The organism is Leisingera sp. ANG-M6 (assembly GCF_000813905.1).
In the GTDB taxonomy this organism is placed as follows: Bacteria; Pseudomonadota; Alphaproteobacteria; order Rhodobacterales; family Rhodobacteraceae; genus Leisingera.
The window spans coordinates 57,597-75,134 of the sequence record NZ_JWLG01000017.1 but is presented as its reverse complement, the minus strand read 5'-3'; the positions used below and the strand labels follow the sequence as shown (position 1 = coordinate 75,134).

General features: G+C 62.5%; 16 protein-coding genes and 1 other RNA gene. 5 read left to right on the top strand and 12 right to left on the bottom strand.

All coding sequences use genetic code 11. From position 1 onward, the window contains the following. Positions 1 to 50: 50 nt before the first annotated feature. From RA24_RS15455 to RA24_RS15420, 8 genes are all read right to left on the bottom strand, one after another. On the bottom strand, positions 51 to 803 hold the full coding sequence (locus RA24_RS15455; protein WP_193747139.1) for an alanyl-tRNA editing protein: 753 nt from the start codon (positions 801 to 803) through the stop codon (positions 51 to 53). After that, complete coding sequence (locus RA24_RS15450) at positions 763 to 3,219, bottom strand: DUF3772 domain-containing protein (RefSeq protein ID WP_019297491.1); 2,457 nt, start codon at positions 3,217 to 3,219, stop codon at positions 763 to 765. Before RA24_RS15450 ends, RA24_RS15455 begins: the two co-directional genes overlap by 41 nt. After that, complete coding sequence (locus RA24_RS15445) at positions 3,216 to 4,250, bottom strand: cysteine synthase A (protein ID WP_019297490.1); 1,035 nt, start codon at positions 4,248 to 4,250, stop codon at positions 3,216 to 3,218. Before RA24_RS15445 ends, RA24_RS15450 begins: the two co-directional genes overlap by 4 nt. A 68-nt stretch (positions 4,251 to 4,318) precedes the next feature. Next, the gene (locus tag RA24_RS15440) at positions 4,319 to 5,443 is read right to left on the bottom strand and encodes an NUDIX domain-containing protein (RefSeq protein WP_039145715.1); all 1,125 of its coding nucleotides are present in this window, start codon (positions 5,441 to 5,443) and stop codon (positions 4,319 to 4,321) included. Positions 5,444 to 5,472: 29 nt separating this feature from the next. After that, the gene (locus tag RA24_RS15435) at positions 5,473 to 5,913 is read right to left on the bottom strand and encodes a TrgA family protein (RefSeq protein WP_019297488.1); all 441 of its coding nucleotides are present in this window, start codon (positions 5,911 to 5,913) and stop codon (positions 5,473 to 5,475) included. 30 nt (positions 5,914 to 5,943) lie between these two features. Beyond that, the gene (locus RA24_RS15430) at positions 5,944 to 7,149 is read right to left on the bottom strand and encodes an SAM-dependent methyltransferase (RefSeq protein ID WP_039192718.1); all 1,206 of its coding nucleotides are present in this window, start codon (positions 7,147 to 7,149) and stop codon (positions 5,944 to 5,946) included. An 82-nt stretch (positions 7,150 to 7,231) separates the two neighbouring features. Then, positions 7,232 to 8,656, bottom strand: a complete 1,425-nt coding sequence (locus RA24_RS15425; protein WP_039192715.1) for a cryptochrome/photolyase family protein — start codon at positions 8,654 to 8,656, stop codon at positions 7,232 to 7,234. A 24-nt stretch (positions 8,657 to 8,680) separates the two neighbouring features. After that, a complete protein-coding gene (locus RA24_RS15420; protein WP_039192712.1) occupies positions 8,681 to 9,904 on the bottom strand; it encodes an aminotransferase class V-fold PLP-dependent enzyme in 1,224 nt (407 codons plus the stop codon). Positions 9,905 to 10,165: 261 nt separating this feature from the next. On the opposite strand from RA24_RS15420, the gene RA24_RS15415 reads away from it, so the two are divergent. Then, positions 10,166 to 10,546 carry a VOC family protein gene (locus tag RA24_RS15415; RefSeq protein ID WP_039170883.1) on the top strand — a complete coding sequence of 127 codons (381 nt, stop codon included), beginning with the start codon at positions 10,166 to 10,168 and terminating at the stop codon, positions 10,544 to 10,546. A gap of 57 nt (positions 10,547 to 10,603) precedes the next feature. Here RA24_RS15415 and RA24_RS15410 read toward each other — a convergent pair whose 3' ends face one another. The 4 genes from RA24_RS15410 to RA24_RS15395 all read right to left on the bottom strand — a co-directional run bounded on the left by RA24_RS15410 (position 10,604) and on the right by RA24_RS15395 (position 15,125). Next, a complete protein-coding gene (locus tag RA24_RS15410; protein WP_039145705.1) occupies positions 10,604 to 12,244 on the bottom strand; it encodes a BCCT family transporter in 1,641 nt (546 codons plus the stop codon). A gap of 68 nt (positions 12,245 to 12,312) precedes the next feature. Next, positions 12,313 to 12,732 (bottom strand): universal stress protein, encoded by a 420-nt coding sequence (locus RA24_RS15405; protein ID WP_039192710.1) that lies wholly within the window; start codon positions 12,730 to 12,732, stop codon positions 12,313 to 12,315. Between the two features lie 195 nt (positions 12,733 to 12,927). After that, positions 12,928 to 13,920 carry an acryloyl-CoA reductase gene (acuI, locus tag RA24_RS15400; protein ID WP_039170876.1) on the bottom strand — a complete coding sequence of 331 codons (993 nt, stop codon included), beginning with the start codon at positions 13,918 to 13,920 and terminating at the stop codon, positions 12,928 to 12,930. Positions 13,921 to 14,030: 110 nt separating this feature from the next. Further along, on the bottom strand, positions 14,031 to 15,125 hold the full coding sequence (locus tag RA24_RS15395; RefSeq protein ID WP_039192706.1) for a dimethylsulfoniopropionate demethylase: 1,095 nt from the start codon (positions 15,123 to 15,125) through the stop codon (positions 14,031 to 14,033). A 199-nt stretch (positions 15,126 to 15,324) separates the two neighbouring features. Here RA24_RS15395 and RA24_RS15390 point away from each other — a divergent pair, with 199 nt between their 5' ends. The 4 genes from RA24_RS15390 to RA24_RS15380 all read left to right on the top strand — a co-directional run bounded on the left by RA24_RS15390 (position 15,325) and on the right by RA24_RS15380 (position 17,434). Beyond that, on the top strand, positions 15,325 to 16,053 hold the full coding sequence (locus RA24_RS15390; RefSeq protein ID WP_039145701.1) for a FadR/GntR family transcriptional regulator: 729 nt from the start codon (positions 15,325 to 15,327) through the stop codon (positions 16,051 to 16,053). A 13-nt stretch (positions 16,054 to 16,066) separates the two neighbouring features. Next, a complete protein-coding gene (locus RA24_RS15385; RefSeq protein WP_019297478.1) occupies positions 16,067 to 16,318 on the top strand; it encodes a hypothetical protein in 252 nt (83 codons plus the stop codon). A 126-nt stretch (positions 16,319 to 16,444) separates the two neighbouring features. After that, positions 16,445 to 16,794, top strand: a transfer-messenger RNA (tmRNA) gene (gene ssrA, locus RA24_RS22035). 214 nt (positions 16,795 to 17,008) lie between these two features. After that, positions 17,009 to 17,434 carry a nuclear transport factor 2 family protein gene (locus RA24_RS15380; protein ID WP_039146462.1) on the top strand — a complete coding sequence of 142 codons (426 nt, stop codon included), beginning with the start codon at positions 17,009 to 17,011 and terminating at the stop codon, positions 17,432 to 17,434. The last annotated feature ends 104 nt before the right edge of the window (positions 17,435 to 17,538 follow it).

The following is a 17,538-nucleotide window of genomic DNA, read 5'->3' as shown; positions in this document are numbered from 1 at the left end:
GAATTGCAAGGGCTGAAACTGCAAAAACTTCACTTACCCCCAAAACTTTTTCAGGCCTCCAGATGCAGGTACACGCGGCGGTTCTGTTTGCCCTTTTTCTCAACCTTTCCAAGGCGGATGCGGCCGATTTCGCCGGTGCGCTTCACATGGGTGCCGCCGCAGGGCTGCAGGTCGATCTGTTCGTCTTCCGTGCCGATCCGCACCAGACGCACCTGCCCTGCCCCGCGCGGCGGCGAGACCGACATGGTCTTGACCAGCTGCGGGTTGGCATCCAGTTCGGCGTCGGTGATCCAGTCCTCTGTCACTGCGAGATCGCGGTCGATCAGCGCCTGAAGCTGGTCCTGCAGCGCCTGCTTGTCCTCCGGCGCCTCCGGCATGTTGAAGTCAAGCCGCCCCTTTTCTGCGCCGATCGAGCCGCCAGTCACTTCCAGCGGAATCACCACGGACAGGAGATGCAGCGCCGTGTGGATCCGCATGTGGCCATAGCGGCGGTCCCAGTCGAGCGTCTGGGTCACGGTGGTGCCCACGGCAGGCAGCACCTCATCTTCATGCGGAACCAGAATAATCGCGCCATCCTCGCCCTTGACCGTGGTTGCGATGGAGCATTGGCCGTCCGCCCACAGGAGCTGGCCGCTGTCACCGGGCTGGCCGCCGCCGGTGGCATAGAACAAGGTCCGGTCCAAAACGATCCCGCCCTGGTCGGAATGGGCCAGCACCTCCGCCTCGGTCATCCGGGCATAGGCATCCTTGCGGAACAGCGGTTCACTTGTCGGCATCGGCATCTCCATCGGAATCAGCATCATCTCCTGCGTCCTGCTGCAGATCATCCAGATCCGGCTTGGGCGGAGCGGAAGCGGAGGCCGCCGCAGGCTGCCCCGCAGCGGACGGCTTGGACGGCGTCAGCGCCTCTGGATTGCGGATCCAGATGTCGCGCTGCATGAAGGGGATCTCGATCCCCTCCTCCTGGAACCGCTTGGAGATTTCATAGTTCATGTCGGATTTCACCGACAGCACCCAGTTCACATCGCGCAGGATCGCCCGGATTTCGAAATCAATGCTGTCAGCGCCGAAGCCCTGGAACACCACATAGGGCGCCGGATTGAGCAGCACCATCGGATGCGCCTTGGCAATCTCGGTAAGAATGGCCTCGACTTTGCGGGGGTCGGTGCCATAGGCAACGCCGACCGGCACGATCACCCGGCCCACGGTATTGCCGCGGGTGTAATTGGTGACGGTCCCGCTGATCAGGTCCGAGTTCGGCACGATCACGTCAGAGCGGTCAAAGGTCTCAATCCGGGTTGAACGCACGGAAATGTCGCGCACATAGCCCATCAGGCCGCCAACCTCGATCCAGTCGCCCTTGGAAATGGGACGCTCAATCAGCAGGATGATGCCGGAGACGAAGTTGGAGACGATGGTCTGCAAGCCGAAACCGATGCCAACCGACAGCGCACCGGCAACGATGGCGAGGGAGGACAGGTCGAGGCCGGCCATGGAAATGGCGATCACCGCCGACAGGAAGATGCCGACATAGCCGAGGCCCGAGGTGATGGCGTTCTGGCCGCCCGGGTCGATCTTGGTCTTGGGCAGCAGTGAGTTGCGCAAGGACCCCTGGATCAGCCGGGTCAGCGCGTAACCGGCGGCAAAGACCACGGCAAAGGTCAGGAAGGCGGTGGGCGATATACGGGTATCACCGATCTGGAAACCTTCAAGGAAGCGCGACCACAGTTCGGTCATATCCGCCACCCGCGCGCCCCAGATCAGCGCCAGAAGCGGCAGTGCCAGAGCGGCCAGCAGGAAACCGATCATCACCGCAAAGAGAGAATCCCGCGCCTCGGACCCCTTGCCCGACAGCCAGCCGTAGAGATCGCCCAGGAACCGCTGGAACACCAGCAGCGCGGCCAGCAGTGCCAGTGTGGAAACCGCCGGGTAGATCAGCGCCTCGGCGGCATTCACATAGCCAAGCGCAGCCAGCAGCGGTGAAATGAACCCCAGCAGATAGGAGGCGCGGCGCACCAGTGTAAGAATGCGGTTGGCCCCGGCAGCGATGGCACCATCCTCTTCGGCGTCCGAAGTTTGCTTCTGGCGCCGTTTGGCGCCGATGCGGTGCAGCCGCAGCATCACCAGCGCCGCCGCCGTGATCAGCGGGAAGCTGGCAACTGCATGGACGGAGGTGGGAATGGTTTCGATATTCTCCAGATTCACCAGCGCGTCCTGAAGCACCAGGATCACCGCCAGGATATCCACCATCAGCCGGGTTTCATTGAGCCGCCCCTCCTGCACCGGCACCAGATCATTTTCGAGCCGGCTGGAGAACAGCTGGTTGCCCAGCCAGTGGAACGACAGGATCAGCAGTGCCCAGCCCGGGACGTAATCCAGCAGCAGCGAACCGCGGCTGCCGAGGATGCCCGACAGTTCCACCGCGGCGGCCAGGCAGATGATGCCGATGAAGGGCAGGATGACTTCGAGCAGGGACACGATAAAGCCCCAGACGCCGCGGCCGCTGCTGCCGAACTGGCGCAGGTAGTCGCCCGCCGCATGGGCCCAGGGACGTCCGCGCAGCAGCAGAAATGCCGCAATTGCCAGCAGCAATAGCAGTGCCGGCAGGCTGTTGCTGACCCGCTCGGCGGTGGTGGCGCTGCCGATCCTGGAGGCGGTTTCATTCCAGATGGAGCTGACCGACCGGCTGAGCGTGCGCAGGGCGCCGGGCCAGTGTTCGGGGTTCAGCGGCGAGGGGCCGCGCTCCAGCAGCTTGCGGGTGCGGCGCTCGCGGATGATCTTGTCGATTTCGGAGATCAGGCCGTTGGCGCGGCTGTAGGCCTCCTCGGAAACGATGCGCGGCACTTCGAGGTCGCGCAGCTGTGTTTCCAGCGTGGCACGCAGCCGGGCGATATCTTCCGGCTCGCTCTCGCCCTCTTCCGGCGCCTTGCCAAGGGCGCTGAGCTGTCCCTGAAGCGTCCGGATGCGATCGGCGTTCTTGGTGCGCCCTTCCAGGAACCGCTGGCGGTAGCTGGTCAGCTCCTTGCGCAGCATCTCAAATGCGGCGCTGGAGGCGCGGCTGGCGTCAATCACCTCTTCCGCGCGGCTCGCGGTCTTGAGCCAGTCCTGGTAATAGGCGCGGGATTCAGCCGTGAACTGGGCCAGCGCAGGCAAAGCGAGGCCGGCCGCAAAGGCCAGCCCCAGCAATGCAGTCCGCAATGCGGTCAGAATGGGTGTCATACGTCCTCAAAAACACCGGGGATCGAGGCGGGTGTGTGGGTCATCCACTCCGGCACCGGCAGGTTCTTTTCACGCAGGAAGTCCGGGTTGAACAGCTTCGACTGGTAACGGGTGCCGTAGTCGCAAAGCACGGTGACAATGGTCTTGCCCGGCCCCATATCCTTGGCCATGCGCACCGCACCGGCGATGTTGATCGCGGTGGAGCCGCCCAGCACCAGGCCTTCGTCGTGCAGCAGGTCAAAGACGTAAGGCACCGCTTCGGCATCGGAAATCTGATAGCTGAAGTCCGGGGTGAAGCCTTCGAGGTTCTTGGTGATACGGCCCTGGCCGATGCCCTCGGTGATGGAGCTGCCTTCGGAGGCCAGCTCTCCCTTGGTATAATAAGAAAAGAGCGCCGCGCCCATCGGGTCGGCCAGCGCGATTTTCACGCCCTTGGGCTGCAGCGCTTCGGCCACGCCCGCGATGGTGCCGCCGGAGCCCACGGCGCTGACGAAACCATCAACCTTACCGCCGGTCTGTTCCCAGATTTCCGGGCCGGTGGTTTCCACATGGGCCTGGCGGTTGGCGACGTTGTCGAACTGATTGGCCCAGATCGCGCCATTGGGTTCGGTCTTGGCCAGTTTTTCCGCCAGACGCTGGGAATAGCGGACGTAGTTGTTGGGGTTCTTGTAGGGCGCCGCGGGCACCTGGACCAGCTGGGCGCCCGCCAGGCGCAGCATGTCCTTCTTTTCCTCGGACTGGGTTTCCGGGATCACAATCACCGTCTTGAAGCCCATCGAAGCGCCGACCAGCGCGAGGCCAATACCGGTGTTGCCGGCGGTGCCTTCGACAATGGTGCCGCCCGGCTTCAGATCACCGCGGGCGATGGCGTCGCGGATGATGTAGAGCGCGGCGCGGTCCTTGACCGACTGGCCCGGGTTCATGAATTCCGCCTTGCCCAGGATCTCGCAGCCGGTCTCTTCGCTGACGCGGTTCAGGCGGATAAGAGGTGTATGGCCGACGGCATCAGCCAGATCGCGTGCAATGCGCATGGTATCCCTTTCGATCGTTCCCCCATGGTGTATCCAAGCGGTCCGTCGATCACAAGGCGGGAAGCGGGTCAGCTATTGCCTTTGCGCAGCCGTTCACGGTGCCGTGACAGCCACAGCGCAGCCGTCATCAGCGGCATGTCCTGATAGGCCTGCGCGTCAATCCCCGCCATCAATTCATCATAACCGAGGATCCGGCTGCGGATATCCTCGCCCTCGCCCGCAACGCCGCCGCCGCCCGAGACATCAGAAAGGTCGGATATACCTATGAAAATATGGATATATTCCGCTAGCGCCCCGCTGGATGGGTAGCCCCGCGCAACGGTTTCCAGATGCTGGACTGTAACGCCCGCCTCCTCCACCGCTTCGCGCACCGCGGTTTCCTCAGCCGTTTCGCCCGGGTCGATCACCCCGGCAACCGGCTCCCACATCCAGGGGTGCGCGTCGCCCATGATGAAGGGCGGTGCGCGGAATTGTTCCACCAGCAGAACCTGGTCACGCACCGGGTCGTAGGGCAATACCACCGCTGCGTGGCCCGCCATGGAGGCGCAGCGGTTCATCACCGGGCTCATGCTGCCATCGAACCGGCGGAATTGAAGGTCCATCTCCTCCGTCGCGAAGAAGTTCAGATAGGCGCGTTTATGGTTGTGCACGATCACGTCGCGGGACAGGTCGTGCTCCCCGTCGCCGGGCCGGGCCTGCCCGGCCAGCCAGGCAGCGGCCCGGCGGCGGACGGAAGGGAAGCAGCGGGCCACCTCTTCGGCGCTCATCCTGCCGTGATAGGCCATGACTTCTTCTGCTGCGCGCAAAGACAGCGCGCCCCACTGAGCCACCCATGCAGCCAGGTCCCAAGGCTCGGCTGTCTGCCACAGGCCAGGCTCTGGAAAATACACCTCCGCCCCGGCAGATTTGCCATCTGCCAGCTGCACGGTGACAGGCTTCAGGGCATAGCCAAAGCCGCCTTCGTAAAAGTTGAGCGCGTCCAAGTCGGCAGGTGACAGCCCCTGCACCAGAACACCATCCGCGATAGCGCCATCGCGCTCCTCGATTGCGGGAAACGGCTGCCCGGCCACCTGATACACACCGTGACCGGGCAGTTTCGCGGATTGCGCATTCAGGGCGTCCCCGCTGCGGCCCAAAACCAGCTCAAGCAAAGGGATATGGCGCAGCGTGCCAAAGAAAAACAGATCAGCCACGATTAGTAACCTATTGTTAGATAAAGATTTCAGCGCCAGCGGCGGGAAGCGTTTTCAGTGGCGAGGCCAGCAAGAACGCCGCCGACCACCAGCGGAATCAGCACTGACGGCACAGCGATAACAAAGAAGTATTCCAGCGCAATCACGAAAATGGCCGACAAGGCTTCAAACGGGCCGTCATAGCGGTGCCGCATGGCAAGGCGGAACATTTCCCAGGTGCCCTGAACGAACAGGGCCCACAGCACCATCACTGCCATACCAGTTAGGCCATTGTTGATAGCGGGCACCAGGCCACCCCCTGCCCGCCGGCCCATGAATATCCAGCCGCACAGCAGGCCCAGCAGCACATTCACATGAACGAAGTATCCGAAATCCGTGCCCTCTGGCATTTGCGGCATGACCAGGAAGGAAACGAGAAACGCCAGTAAAGCCAGGGACAAAGCGGCAGTCAGGCGGGCTCCGGTGGGCATGTGTGGTCAGGTTCCGTGGCACGAGATCAGTCAGCGATGAGCAACTGTAATCTGCGTCACGTCGCAATTTCCAGTCTTAAAGGCAGCCGCGCAGGAAGTGAGGTAAAAGTTCCACATCTTGTGGAAACGCTCATCAAACCCCAGGCCTGCGATCTGCTCCCAGCGGGCATTGAAAGTCTCGTGCCAGCGTCTGAGCGTCAGATCATAGCTGTTGCCGAATTCAATTGACTTCACAACTCCAAGGCCCGCCCTTTCCACCTGACCGCGCAGCACAGCCGGGGATGGCAGCATGCCGCCGGGGAAGATGTGTTTCTGGATGAAATCAACCCCCTTGCGGTAAATCTCCCATCTGCGGTCGGCGACGGTAATAATCTGCAGGGTGGCCTTGCCGCCGGGTTTCAGCCGGTCGCGGATGGCACCGAAGTAAGCAGGCCAGTATTTCTCCCCCACCGCCTCGAACATCTCGATCGAGGCGATGCCGTCGAATTGGCCGCGGCAGTCGCGGTAGTCCTGCAGGCGCAGCTCCACTTGGCCAGACAATCCCGCATTTTCAATGCGCTGCCGGGCAAACCTTAACTGTTCCTTACTGATTGTCAGGCCGGTCACCTTCAACCCGCGTTCCCTGGCGGCGTATTCGGCAAAACCGCCCCAGCCGCAGCCGACCTCCAGCACGTGGTCGCCAGGCTGCACCCCCATCTGATCCACCAGCGAGGCGTATTTTGCGGTTTGCGCCGCCTCCAGGCTGTCCTGGCCGCTGCGGAACAGGGCGCTGGAATAGGTCATCGTGTCATCCAGCCACAGCCGGTAGAAATCATTGCCCAGGTCATAGTGATAGGAAATGTTCTTCTTCGCCTGGCGCTTGTGGTTGCGGTGCAGCCAGAAGCGGAAACGTTCGTAAGCCCGCGCCAGCCCCTGACCCGGGAACCCGTCATAGACGGTATCCGCGCCCATATGCACCAGGTCCATAAAGGCCTGCAGGTCCGTGGTGCTCCACCAGCCCTCCAGATATGCGTCGGAGAATCCCAGGTCGCCCTCACGGATCAGGCGGGCAAAACAGTCGGGATGGTGGATGATCAGGTCTGCAGCCGGACCTGGGTTCCGGCCCTTGGCGGTGAAAATGCGCCCGTCCGGCAGCTGGATATCCAGCTGCCCAACCTCCATGGCCTTCACTTTGGCAAACACTGCCGGAAAATAGCGCGGCAGGTCTTTCTGGCCCTCAACGGACGTGAGCTTCATTCGCTTCCCCCTGTACAGGATACGGGCGTGCTACAGGGAAAAAGCTAGGCCGGAGGGGGCTTTGAGGCAAGAAAACTGTGTGTTAGCGGCTGTCACGATTGTCGTGATAAGCCGTGAGCGCGCGGTCCCGGCCAGCCTGCAGGCTGATGATTGGCTCTACCCGCGCCATCTCCGGTGAGAGGTCCCAGGACCGCGGAGCGGCTGCAAAGAAATCCAGCGCCGTCTGCGGCGGGTTGCGCTGGCCTTCAGCGATCCAGCGGCTGGTGTAGGCGCCGGAGGCGTCGAATTTGTCCAGCTGGCCCGATGGGTTGAACACGCGGAAGAAAGGTGCCGCATCGGGGCCGGAGCCAGCTACCCATTGCCAGCCCATGGCGTTGGAGGCCGGGTCCCAGTCCACCAGCGTGTCCGCGAACCACTCCATGCCTATTTTCCAATGCGACATCAAATGCTTGGTCAGGAAACTTGCGACGATCATGCGGGCGCGGTTGTGCATCTTGCCTGTCACATAGAGCTCCCGCATGGCCGCATCGACAAAGCCGTATCCGGTCTGGCCACGCTGCCAGGCCTGCACTTCGGGCGTAACCTCCTGCGACCACGGGAAATCCTGCCACTCTTCGCGCCAGCTGGCTGTCAGGATATGCGGCGAATGGTACATCAGGTGATAAGCAAACTCGCGCCAGACCACCTCTTTCAGGAAGGTCTCAGCCCCCTGGCTCGCCTGTTCCATCGCTGCCCGGCCCCGGTGCCACAAACGGTGCGGGCTGATTTCCCCCCAGGCGAGGTTTTCCGACAGGCCGGAGGTTGCATCTTCGCCCGGAAAGTCGCGGCGGTCATTGTAGGCGGACACCTTGTCTTGCAGGAATTCGTCCAGGCGGTCCTGCGCTGCTGCCTCACCCACCCGGCAATAGCGGGCCACCACATCGGCACCGCGGCGCATGGCGGCACCCATGTTCCACGCAGTGAGGTTCTCACTGGCGGGCCACGTGTCCGGCGCGGGCAGCTTTCCCGGCGCAGGCAGCAGGCTGGAGACATCGCGCACCCGCACGGATTTCCAGAACGGGGTGAAGACCTTGTACATGCCGCCGGTCTTGGTTTCGACGGTCCAGGGTTCGAACAGCAGCCGCCCGCCGTGGGATTTGGCCTCGACACCCTGCTTCTTGAGCTGCGTCTTGACTTCCGTGTCGCGGGCAATCGCCTGCGGGTCATAGAGGCGGGACCAATGCACCGCCCCTGCCCCGGTTTCTTCGGCCAGCTCCCGCAGCACCGCAAGTGCAGAACCGCGGCGCAGGATCAGGCGCGATCCGGCCTTTTCCAGCGCCCTGGCAAAGCACTCCAGCCCGAGGCCAAGCCGGAACTTGGGGGCGGCGCCCAGCGCCGCCTCCTGTTCGTCGAGGATATAGACGGGCAGCACCGGGGCGCCGCTGTTCACGGCAGCCGTAAGGGCCGGATTGTCTGCCAGGCGGAGGTCCCGCCTGATCCACCAAATGACCGGGGCACGGCTGCTCATGTCTTCGTCCTTATGTGGTTCCTGTTACAGCACCCGGTCCAAGGCCTCGGTCAGTTTGGCGACCTCTGCCTCGGACGTGTAGTGGGTAAAGCTGATACGCAGCACGCCCTCGCTTGGATCCACCCCCATCGCTTCCAGCGCGCGCACGGCGTAGAAATCGCCACCGCCTGCCATGATGCCGTTTTCTGCCAGCTGGGCCGCAACCGGCTCTGCTGCACGGCTGAGGGCCAAGGCCACAGTGGGCGCGCGGTTTTCGGCGGTGGACGGTCCCAGCAGGCGCAGATCGTTGCGGTCCTTCACTGCGTCCAGCAGCGGCTGCAGCAGCTTGATTTCATGCGCGCGCATCAGGTCGTGGACAAAGGCACCGGTCTCCGCAGCGCTGCCGCTGTGGCCGTGATGCACCGCCAGCGCCTCGAAATAATCCGCCATACCGGCCGAAGCCGCCACCTGGGCGTGGTCAGGGCCGGCCGGAGTGAAGCGTTTGTAGAGGTCGCCTGCGTTGAAGTAATGCGCCTGGTTCGGCAGCAGCTCGCCCAGCGCCCGGCGGATCACCATGACGCCCTGATGCGGCCCGTAGGTCTTGTAGGAGGAGAACAGGTAGATGTCGGCGCCCAGTTCATCCACGTTCGGCAGCCCGTGCGGCGCATAGGAGACACCATCAACGCAGACAAAGGCACCCGCAGCATGGGCCATTGCGGTGATCTCTGCCACCGGGTTGATCTCCCCCACCACGTTGGAGCAATGCGGGAAACAGACCAGGCGGACGTTTTCATCCAAGAGGTTTTCCAGCTGCGCCACGTCCAGATGGCCGGTCTGCGGGTCCAGCTGCCATTCGCGAACCTCGATCCCCTCCTCGGCCAGACGCCGCCAGGGGCCGGTATTGGCCTCATGGTCCTGGTTGGTGACGATGATGGCTTCTCCGGGCTTCATCAGTTTGCGGAAGGCCTGCGCCAGCACATAGGTGTTCTGGGTGGTCGAGGGGCCAAAGCTCAGCTCATCCGTAGCGACCCCCATCAGCGCGGCCAGACGGGTGCGGGCCTCGTCCATTTCCTCGCCGCCCAGGCGGGACGCCTCATAGGGCGCGTAGGGCTGCACCTTGCGCTGCGTGTAAAACCGGTTCAGCCGGTCGATCACATGGCGGCAGGTGTAGGACCCGCCGGCATTTTCAAAGAACGCCTGCCCTTCAAGGCTGGGTTCTGCAAAGGCGGGGAACTGTGCCCGGACGAAATCAATATCCAAAACGCTCATCGCGTGTCTCCTCAATCGCTGCGGTTCAGGGGGCGACCGGCACATGCCAGGGATCACCCCGAACATGGCAGGTCTTCCAGCCGAGCCGCGCTCCCGCTCAAGGATTGAGGGATCGCAGGCAGCCCTGCAAGGCGGAAAAGCCATAGCAGGACACGAGGGTCGTAACGTAGCGGCTGAGGTCCGGTCAAGCGGCAAGGCTGATGCCGGAAACTGTCATCAGGGCATGGCAGTCTGGCGGCATCAACTCATGGAGGATACATTATGGCCTTTACTCCCAAAGATTTTCTGGTCTGGGGCGAACTGCCCGTCAGCGACCTGGACGCAGCGGTCACGTTTTACAGCAAGGTGACCGGCGCCGATCTGAGCATCGACAGCAGCGGACCCAATCCGATTGCGATGTTCAAGCCTGCTGATGAGACAACCGGTGTTGCACTGCATCTCTACCCCGGCAAACCCGCAGGCGACGGCCGCGGCCCAACTCTGCATCTGACTGCAGAAGGCGAACTGGAAGACGTGATGGAGCGGATCACGGATGCCGGCGGCAAGGTGGTCTCCGAAACCATCGAGATCCCGCCCGGGCGGTTTTTCTATGCCATTGATCCGGACGGCAACTCGCTCGGGTTCTTCAAGTACAATAGCTGACAAAGAGAACACCCCGGCAGGTTTGCCGGGGTGTTCTGTCATTCATGGCAAGCTGCCTCAGCGTGCCTCGGTCTGCAGGCCCCGGAAGATGGCCCAGCACATCAGCAGAAGCACCACTGTGAACGGCAGCCCGGTCGAGATCACCATCGCCTGCAACGCGCCAAGACCGCCGCCGAGCAGCAGCACGATGGCAACGGCACCCTCGAAGATGCACCAGAACACCCGCTGCGGCACCGGCGCGTCGACCTTGCCGCCAGCGGTGATGGTGTCGATCACCAGCGAACCGGAGTCCGACGAGGTCACGAAGAACACCACCACCAGCACGATGCCGACAAAGGAGGTGATGCCGGCCAGCGGCAGCTCACCCAGCATCTTGAACAGTTTGAGTTCAAGCGCCGCGTCCTGCGCCCCGGTGAAACCGTCAGACAGCACCTGGTGAATGGCGGTGCCGCCAAAGACGCTCATCCAAAGGACGCAGACGAGGCTGGGGATCAGCAGCACGCAGATCACGAACTCTCGCACGGTTCGGCCGCGGCTGACCCGGGCGATGAACATGCCCACAAACGGCGACCAGCTGATCCACCAGGCCCAGTAGAAGGCGGTCCAGCCCTGACTGAAGTTCACATCCTCGCGCCCGATCGGGTTGGAGAGTGCCGGCAGATATTCGACATAGGCCATCAGGCTGGCGGCAAAACCTGTCAGGATGGCCATGGTCGGGCCAACCAGCAGCACGAAGATCAGCAGCAGGAAGGCCAGCCCCATGTTGATCTCCGACAGCACCTTCACACCGCCGTCCAGCCCGCGCAGCACCGAGATCAGCGCAACAGCGGTAATAGCGGTAATCAGGATCACCTCGGTGGTGGCGCCGGTCGGCACGCCGAACAGCTCATTCAGGCCTGCGTTGGCCTGGGTCGCACCGAAGCCAAGCGAGGTCGCAAGGCCGAACAGCGTGGCAAAAACCGCCAGGATGTCGATGACGTGGCCAGTCCAGCCCCAGACACGCTCGCCGAAGATCGGGTAAAAGGCAGAGCGGATCGTGAGCGGCAGTCCCTTGTTATAGGTGAACAGAGCCAGGGCCAGCGCCACAATGGCGTATATTGCCCAGGGGTGAAGCCCCCAATGGAAGATCGTCGCGGCCATCCCCAGGCGCACCGCCTCGGCCTCATCCCCCGCTGCAGCACCCAGCGGCGCCCAGTCGGTGCGGGCGCCGCCGCCCTCTGGCACAGCAGTTCCGCCGAAAGCGGTGGAGAAATGGCTCATCGGTTCGCTGACGCCATAGAACATGAGGCCAATGCCCATGCCTGCGGCAAACAGCATCGCGAACCAGCCTAGGTAGTTGTAATCCGGTGTGGCCTCATTGCCGCCCAGGCGGACCTTGCCCCAGGGGGAGACGATCAGAAACAGGCAGAACAGGACAAACAGGTCGGCGGCGCCGAAGAAGAACCAGTCAAAACTGCTGGTGACCGCTGGGCGCAGCCAGTTAAAAAAGGCGCCGGCTTGTTCCGGCAGCGCCAGCGCGTAAAACACAAAGGCCACAATGACCAGGCCGGACACCAGGAACACCGGATTGTGGATGTCGACCCCGAACGGGCCGATCTGGGTTTCGATATTGTCCTGACCGATCTCATATTCGGTGTCGATGATATCTGCTTCGCCCTCCGGGGCGGGGATACCCTGATTGGTGGTTTCGTCAGCCATTTCGGCCTCCTTCCCTGTAAACTTGAACCGGTAAATTTCGGTTCGCACGGTTGAGGGATTTTACCCAGTCAGCTTTCGCGCACGACCAGCACTGAAACGGGCGCCTTTTCAGCTACCCGGCCGCCGTGGGCGTGGAACAGGTAGTCACGTACGCCGGGAACATGGCTTGCCATCACTATCAGCCCGGCACCAATATCATCGCAAGCCTTGAGCAGCGTTGCCTCCAGATCAACCGCGGGATCATGGCTGACCACAGCGTGGCCCAAAGCGGTGATGCTGTGTATGGCGGCCTGTTCCGTTGCAAAGCTGTCTAGTTTAGCTGCGAACTCCTTCGGATTATGCGCCACGGAGCTGGGCTGGGACGTGGTGACACCCACGAAAACAACTTCGGCCTTATAAAGATGCGCGAGATCCGATGCCATTTGCAGCGCCCTGTTCAGACGGTCGGCATGGGCCAGATCGACAGGCACCATGATTTTGGAAAACATGATCTCCTTCCTTTCGAGTAAATTTTAAAGCGCCTCCGGCACAACGGTCCAGAGCACGCCGGGCGAGGCAAGGAACGCAACCGCCAGGCGTGGCGGGATTTCTGCCCCTATGGCTGCGGCGATACCGCGCCCCAAAACGAAAAACGCGCGGACATCGCCGCGCGTCTTCCGACAGATGCAAGATATTATAAGGATTTAGGCGTTGACGTCCACCACCACCCGGCCCTTGACCTGACCCTTGAGGATGTCCGCGCCCAATTGCGGCAAATCGCTGAGGTCCGCGGGCTGGATCATCGCCTCCAGCTTGTCCATCGGCAGGTCGCTGGCGATGCGCTGCCACGCACGGACGCGGTTGTCATAGGGCTGCATGACCGAGTCGATGCCCAAGAGGTTCACGCCGCGCAGCAGGAAGGGGATCACGGTCGCAGGCAGCGCCGCGCCGCCCGCCAGGCCGACCGCAGCCACCGAGGCGCCGTATTTCATCTGCCCCAGCACGCGGGCCAGCATAGCCCCGCCCACCGCGTCTACGCAGCCTGCCCAGGATTCGCTCTCCAGCGGGCGCTTGGTGGTCTCGTTGATCTCCTCCCGCGCAACAATCTGCGTTGCCCCCAGCGATTTCAGGTAGTCTGCGGTTTCCGGACGGCCGGTGACCCCGGCGACCTCATAACCCAGGTTTGCCAGGATCGCGGTGGCGACAGAGCCGACACCGCCTGCCGCGCCTGTCACCAGCACCGGGCCATGGCCGGGTTCCAGCCCGTGATCCTCTAGTGCCATTACCGCCAGCATTGCGGTGAACCCCGCGGTGCCCACGGCCATTGCCTGGCGGCTGTCCAAACCATCGGGCAGCGGCACAAGCCAGTCGGCGCGTACGTTGGCTTTCTGGCTGTAGCCACCCCAATGGGCCTCGCCCACGCGCCAGCCGGTCAGCACAACCTTGTCGCCCGGTTTGTAGCGGTCATCTGAGGACGCTTCGACGGTGCCGGCAAAGTCGATGCCCGGCACATGCGGGTACTTGCGCACCAGCCCGCCGCCCGGCCCGATGCACAGACCGTCCTTGTAGTTCACGGTGGAGTATTCCACGGCCACGGTCACCTCGCCCTCGGGCAGCTGATCCAGGCTGATCTGCTCCACCGCGGCAGAGGTCTTGCCGCTGTCTTCGTCCTTGTTCACCACCAGTGCATTGAACATCGTGCCATCCTTTCCTGTACCGCGGACCAGATCCAATGTTCATCTGGCCCAATATATCCCGGGGGCGCCGCGGCCTGCCGCGGCGGGGGCAGCGCCCCCGGTGTTCAGCGTCAGCGCCAGAATTTCTCCTGCACTGTTGCAGGCCGCATGCCTGCCGGGGTCTCAACCTCCAGCATAGTGCCCGGCGCCCAATGAGACCGGTCCACCATGCCGATGGCCGCGTTCACTCCGAACTCAGGCGAGAAGATGGCCGAGCCAATCTCTCCGACCCGGCGTCCGTCCGCAAAAAGCGGCCAGGCGTCCAGGCAGGGCGGGATCTCCCCGCCGATCACCAGCGGCCGGATCTGGCGGGCGGGGCCGTTTGCCGCCTGTTCTGACAGTGCGGACTTGCCGATATACTCCTCCGGAGAATTGCAGAACTTGCCCAACCCGCATTCATAGGGCGTGTTTGCACGGGTCATGTCGTTGCCATAGCTCAACAGCCCGCTTTCGATCCGCTCAATGGCGTTGGGGCAGCCTGCCCGCACGTTCAGGTCTTCACCTGCCGCAAACAGTGCATCCCACAAAGGCATCCCCAGATCGGATCCTTCGACATAAACCTCGAATCCGCCCTGCTTGGACCAGCCGGAGCGCGCCACAACCAGCTCAACGCCCTGAAAAGCCAGCCGCTTGTAGCGGAAGAACCGGATATCACGCACGCCTTCGCCAAAGACGCGGGCCATAAGGTCATCCGCCTTCGGGCCCTGCACCGCCAGCGGGGAAACATCGGGCTCCGTGATCTCCACGTCAAATCCTTTGGCGATGGCGATCCCCAGCGCAAATTGCAGCAGGTCGCCGTCGGCAAGCGACAGCCAGTAATGATCCGCGGCCAGTTTCACCGCCACCGGATCGTTCAGCATGCCGCCGTTGTGGTCGACTGTCGGCACATAGTAGCACTGGTCGTCTGCCATCTTGTCCATATCGCGCGGGCTGATCAGCTTCATCAGCCGCAGCGCATCGGGACCTTTAATGCTGACCTGGCGCTCGCAGGCGACGTCCCAGACCTGGACATGCTCCTTCAGATGGGCGCAGTCGTATTCCAGGCTGTCAAACACCGTTGCCAGAAGCATGTGGTTGTAGACCGTATAGCCCTTGACGCCCGCGGCCTCGACACCGGGGGAAAAGGGCGTGCGCCGGATGCGGCGGGAGGGGAAGATGCTTGCCATGCTCAAGTCTCCGTTTGAGCGTTTCAGGAAATTGGCGGCGTGCGGCAGAGCCACTGCCGCAAAAGCCTGCGTGCAGAGGATCCAGGCATTGCCCTCCCCCGACTCAAGCCTTAGGTTTTAAATGTCAGACTTTTAAATGTCAGACAAATGATTTCTTGCCCGGACCGCATCCGGGCCGCACTTTGCAAGGACACCGGGTATGCAGATTGACCCAAGCAGTTCCGCCGATCTGTCGGTTCAGATAGCGCAGGCGATCAAGGATGCCATCATCTCCGGCGACTTGATCGTGGATGAGCGGCTGCCGTCGGAGGCGGAGTTGTCGGATCATTTTCAGGTCTCCCGCCCGACGGTGCGCGAAGCGCTGAAACGGCTGGCGGCGCAATCGCTGATCCGCACCCAGCGCGGGGCGTCCGGCGGTGCCTTTGTGAATCGTATTAGCTTTGAGGACGCTTATGCGCAGCAGGTCACCACATCGACACTGCTGCTGAGTATGAATGAGGTGAGCTTTGATACCGCCTGCGAGGCGCGCTATGCGCTGGAGCGGTCTTGCGCGCCGCTGTCGGCCGCACGCCGCAGCGCTGACCATCTGGCGACTATGCGGGCAGAGATTTTCCGCCAAGGCCAGCCAGGGCTGACGGATGTGGCCTTCTGTGCCTCCGACGTGGCCTTTCACCGGGCGCTGGTGGACGGGGCATGCAATCCGGTATTGTCCTATCAGCTGGCCGGCGCGGTGGAGGCAATGCAACCCCTGATGAACATGATCACCTTCACCGCCCGCGACCGCGCCGTGATCACCGGGCTTCACACCCGGATTGCCGATGCCATCGAGGCGGGCGATGGCGGCGCAGCAGTTGCGGGCCTGCAGGACCTGGAAGATGAAACCCGCGAACTGGCAGCCAATGTCTTTGCGGCCCGGGCAAGGAGGTAAGAGTTTGTTAACCATGAACCGGGAAACTTCCGGCATGGTCAAACCCGGTTCCGCCCTTTCCCCTGATATCTGGCTGCGCGATATCTTCGCCTGCAAGGCGGTGCAGAACGGCGGTGTGGTCCGCCGCAAGCGCCGCGACATTGAACGCTATGCCGGGATGGACGCCTTTCTGACAGAGGTGCGCGCCCGCGGGTTTCAGGCGGTGCAGAACCGCGAGCAGGTCATCATCTTCTGCAACGGCGCCCCGATCCGCAGACTGATTTAGCGCCGCCGTTTCCCGGCGCGGGAAACGGCCAAAAATCCTGCGAGGATTTTCGGGGGCTGCGGTTTCGGCTGACACCAGTTTTCCGCACCGGAAAACTGGCCGGAATCCTCGCAGGATTCCGGTTCTCCCCTTTGCATCCGCGCAGAAGCCGCTTATATGACTCCTGTTCCTTCGGGAACTATGGACATAAACGCGCTCGTAATAAGCGGATCGGACCCGGGGGCGGTACCCGGCGGCTCCACCAAAATCCTTCGTTTGAGGATCATGGGGCCGAAACAGGATCGACGGACGTCTAAAGGGGTTTTGCTTTGTCTCGGCGGGGTGCCACCGTACCGGCCCAAACAGTACAATTGCAAACGACAATCGTGCTCCGGTTGCTCTGGCTGCGTAAGCAGTTCGAGGAATCGAAATCTAAGTCCTTGCGCCTAGCCGCGTAAGGCGGGGTTCGCAGGTACCTGGCAACAGAAACCTGCACTTTACCATTCCCAGGATATTATGCTTGTTTAACGCAACCGGATGCAGCCGCGCCGTAAACCGGACCCGGTCCCCCGAAGGGTGAACATGACCAAAACCGCCAGCACACTCCACGTTTCGCCGCGCCGGGCATCCCCGGCGGACGGCCCGGCTCAGCCTTCTGCAGAGGGATACCCGAACATGGCGGCACCGTTCGACCCGGATAGCTGCACAGACATGCCGCTGACAAGTCTTCTGCATTTCTGGTTTCAGGAGGTCTGGTGCAAGGGTAACCTTGATGCAGTTGACGAGGTGATGACGGCAAAGACAGTGATCTCGGGTGCGGTCTCAGCCCTCGCCGAGCCGGAATGCGACTACGGCGAAGTGGTGGCGGCGCTGCGCAATCTCGTGGGGCCCATGAAGGTGGCCTTCACCCATGCAATGGAAACCCGGGACTGGGTATCCATCCGGCTGCTGGTTGACACCAGTGATCCCAAGGATGGAACTGCCTTTCAGATCACCGGGCAGGTCATGGCACGGGTGGCGGACGGAAAGATCGCAGAGCTGCATTCCAACATGGACTATTTCAGGATGTTCGAACAGCTTGGCCAGCTGCCGCCTGAAGCGATGGCGGTTTGCATGACCGGGGAAAGGTTGCGGTAGCCGCAGCCTGCAATTGCTTGACAAGAGGGGCACAAACGCGCTTGTAAGAATGCATGGGGAGAGACGCGAACGCCCCGTGAGGCGACAGCCCAAGGTTCGCATGT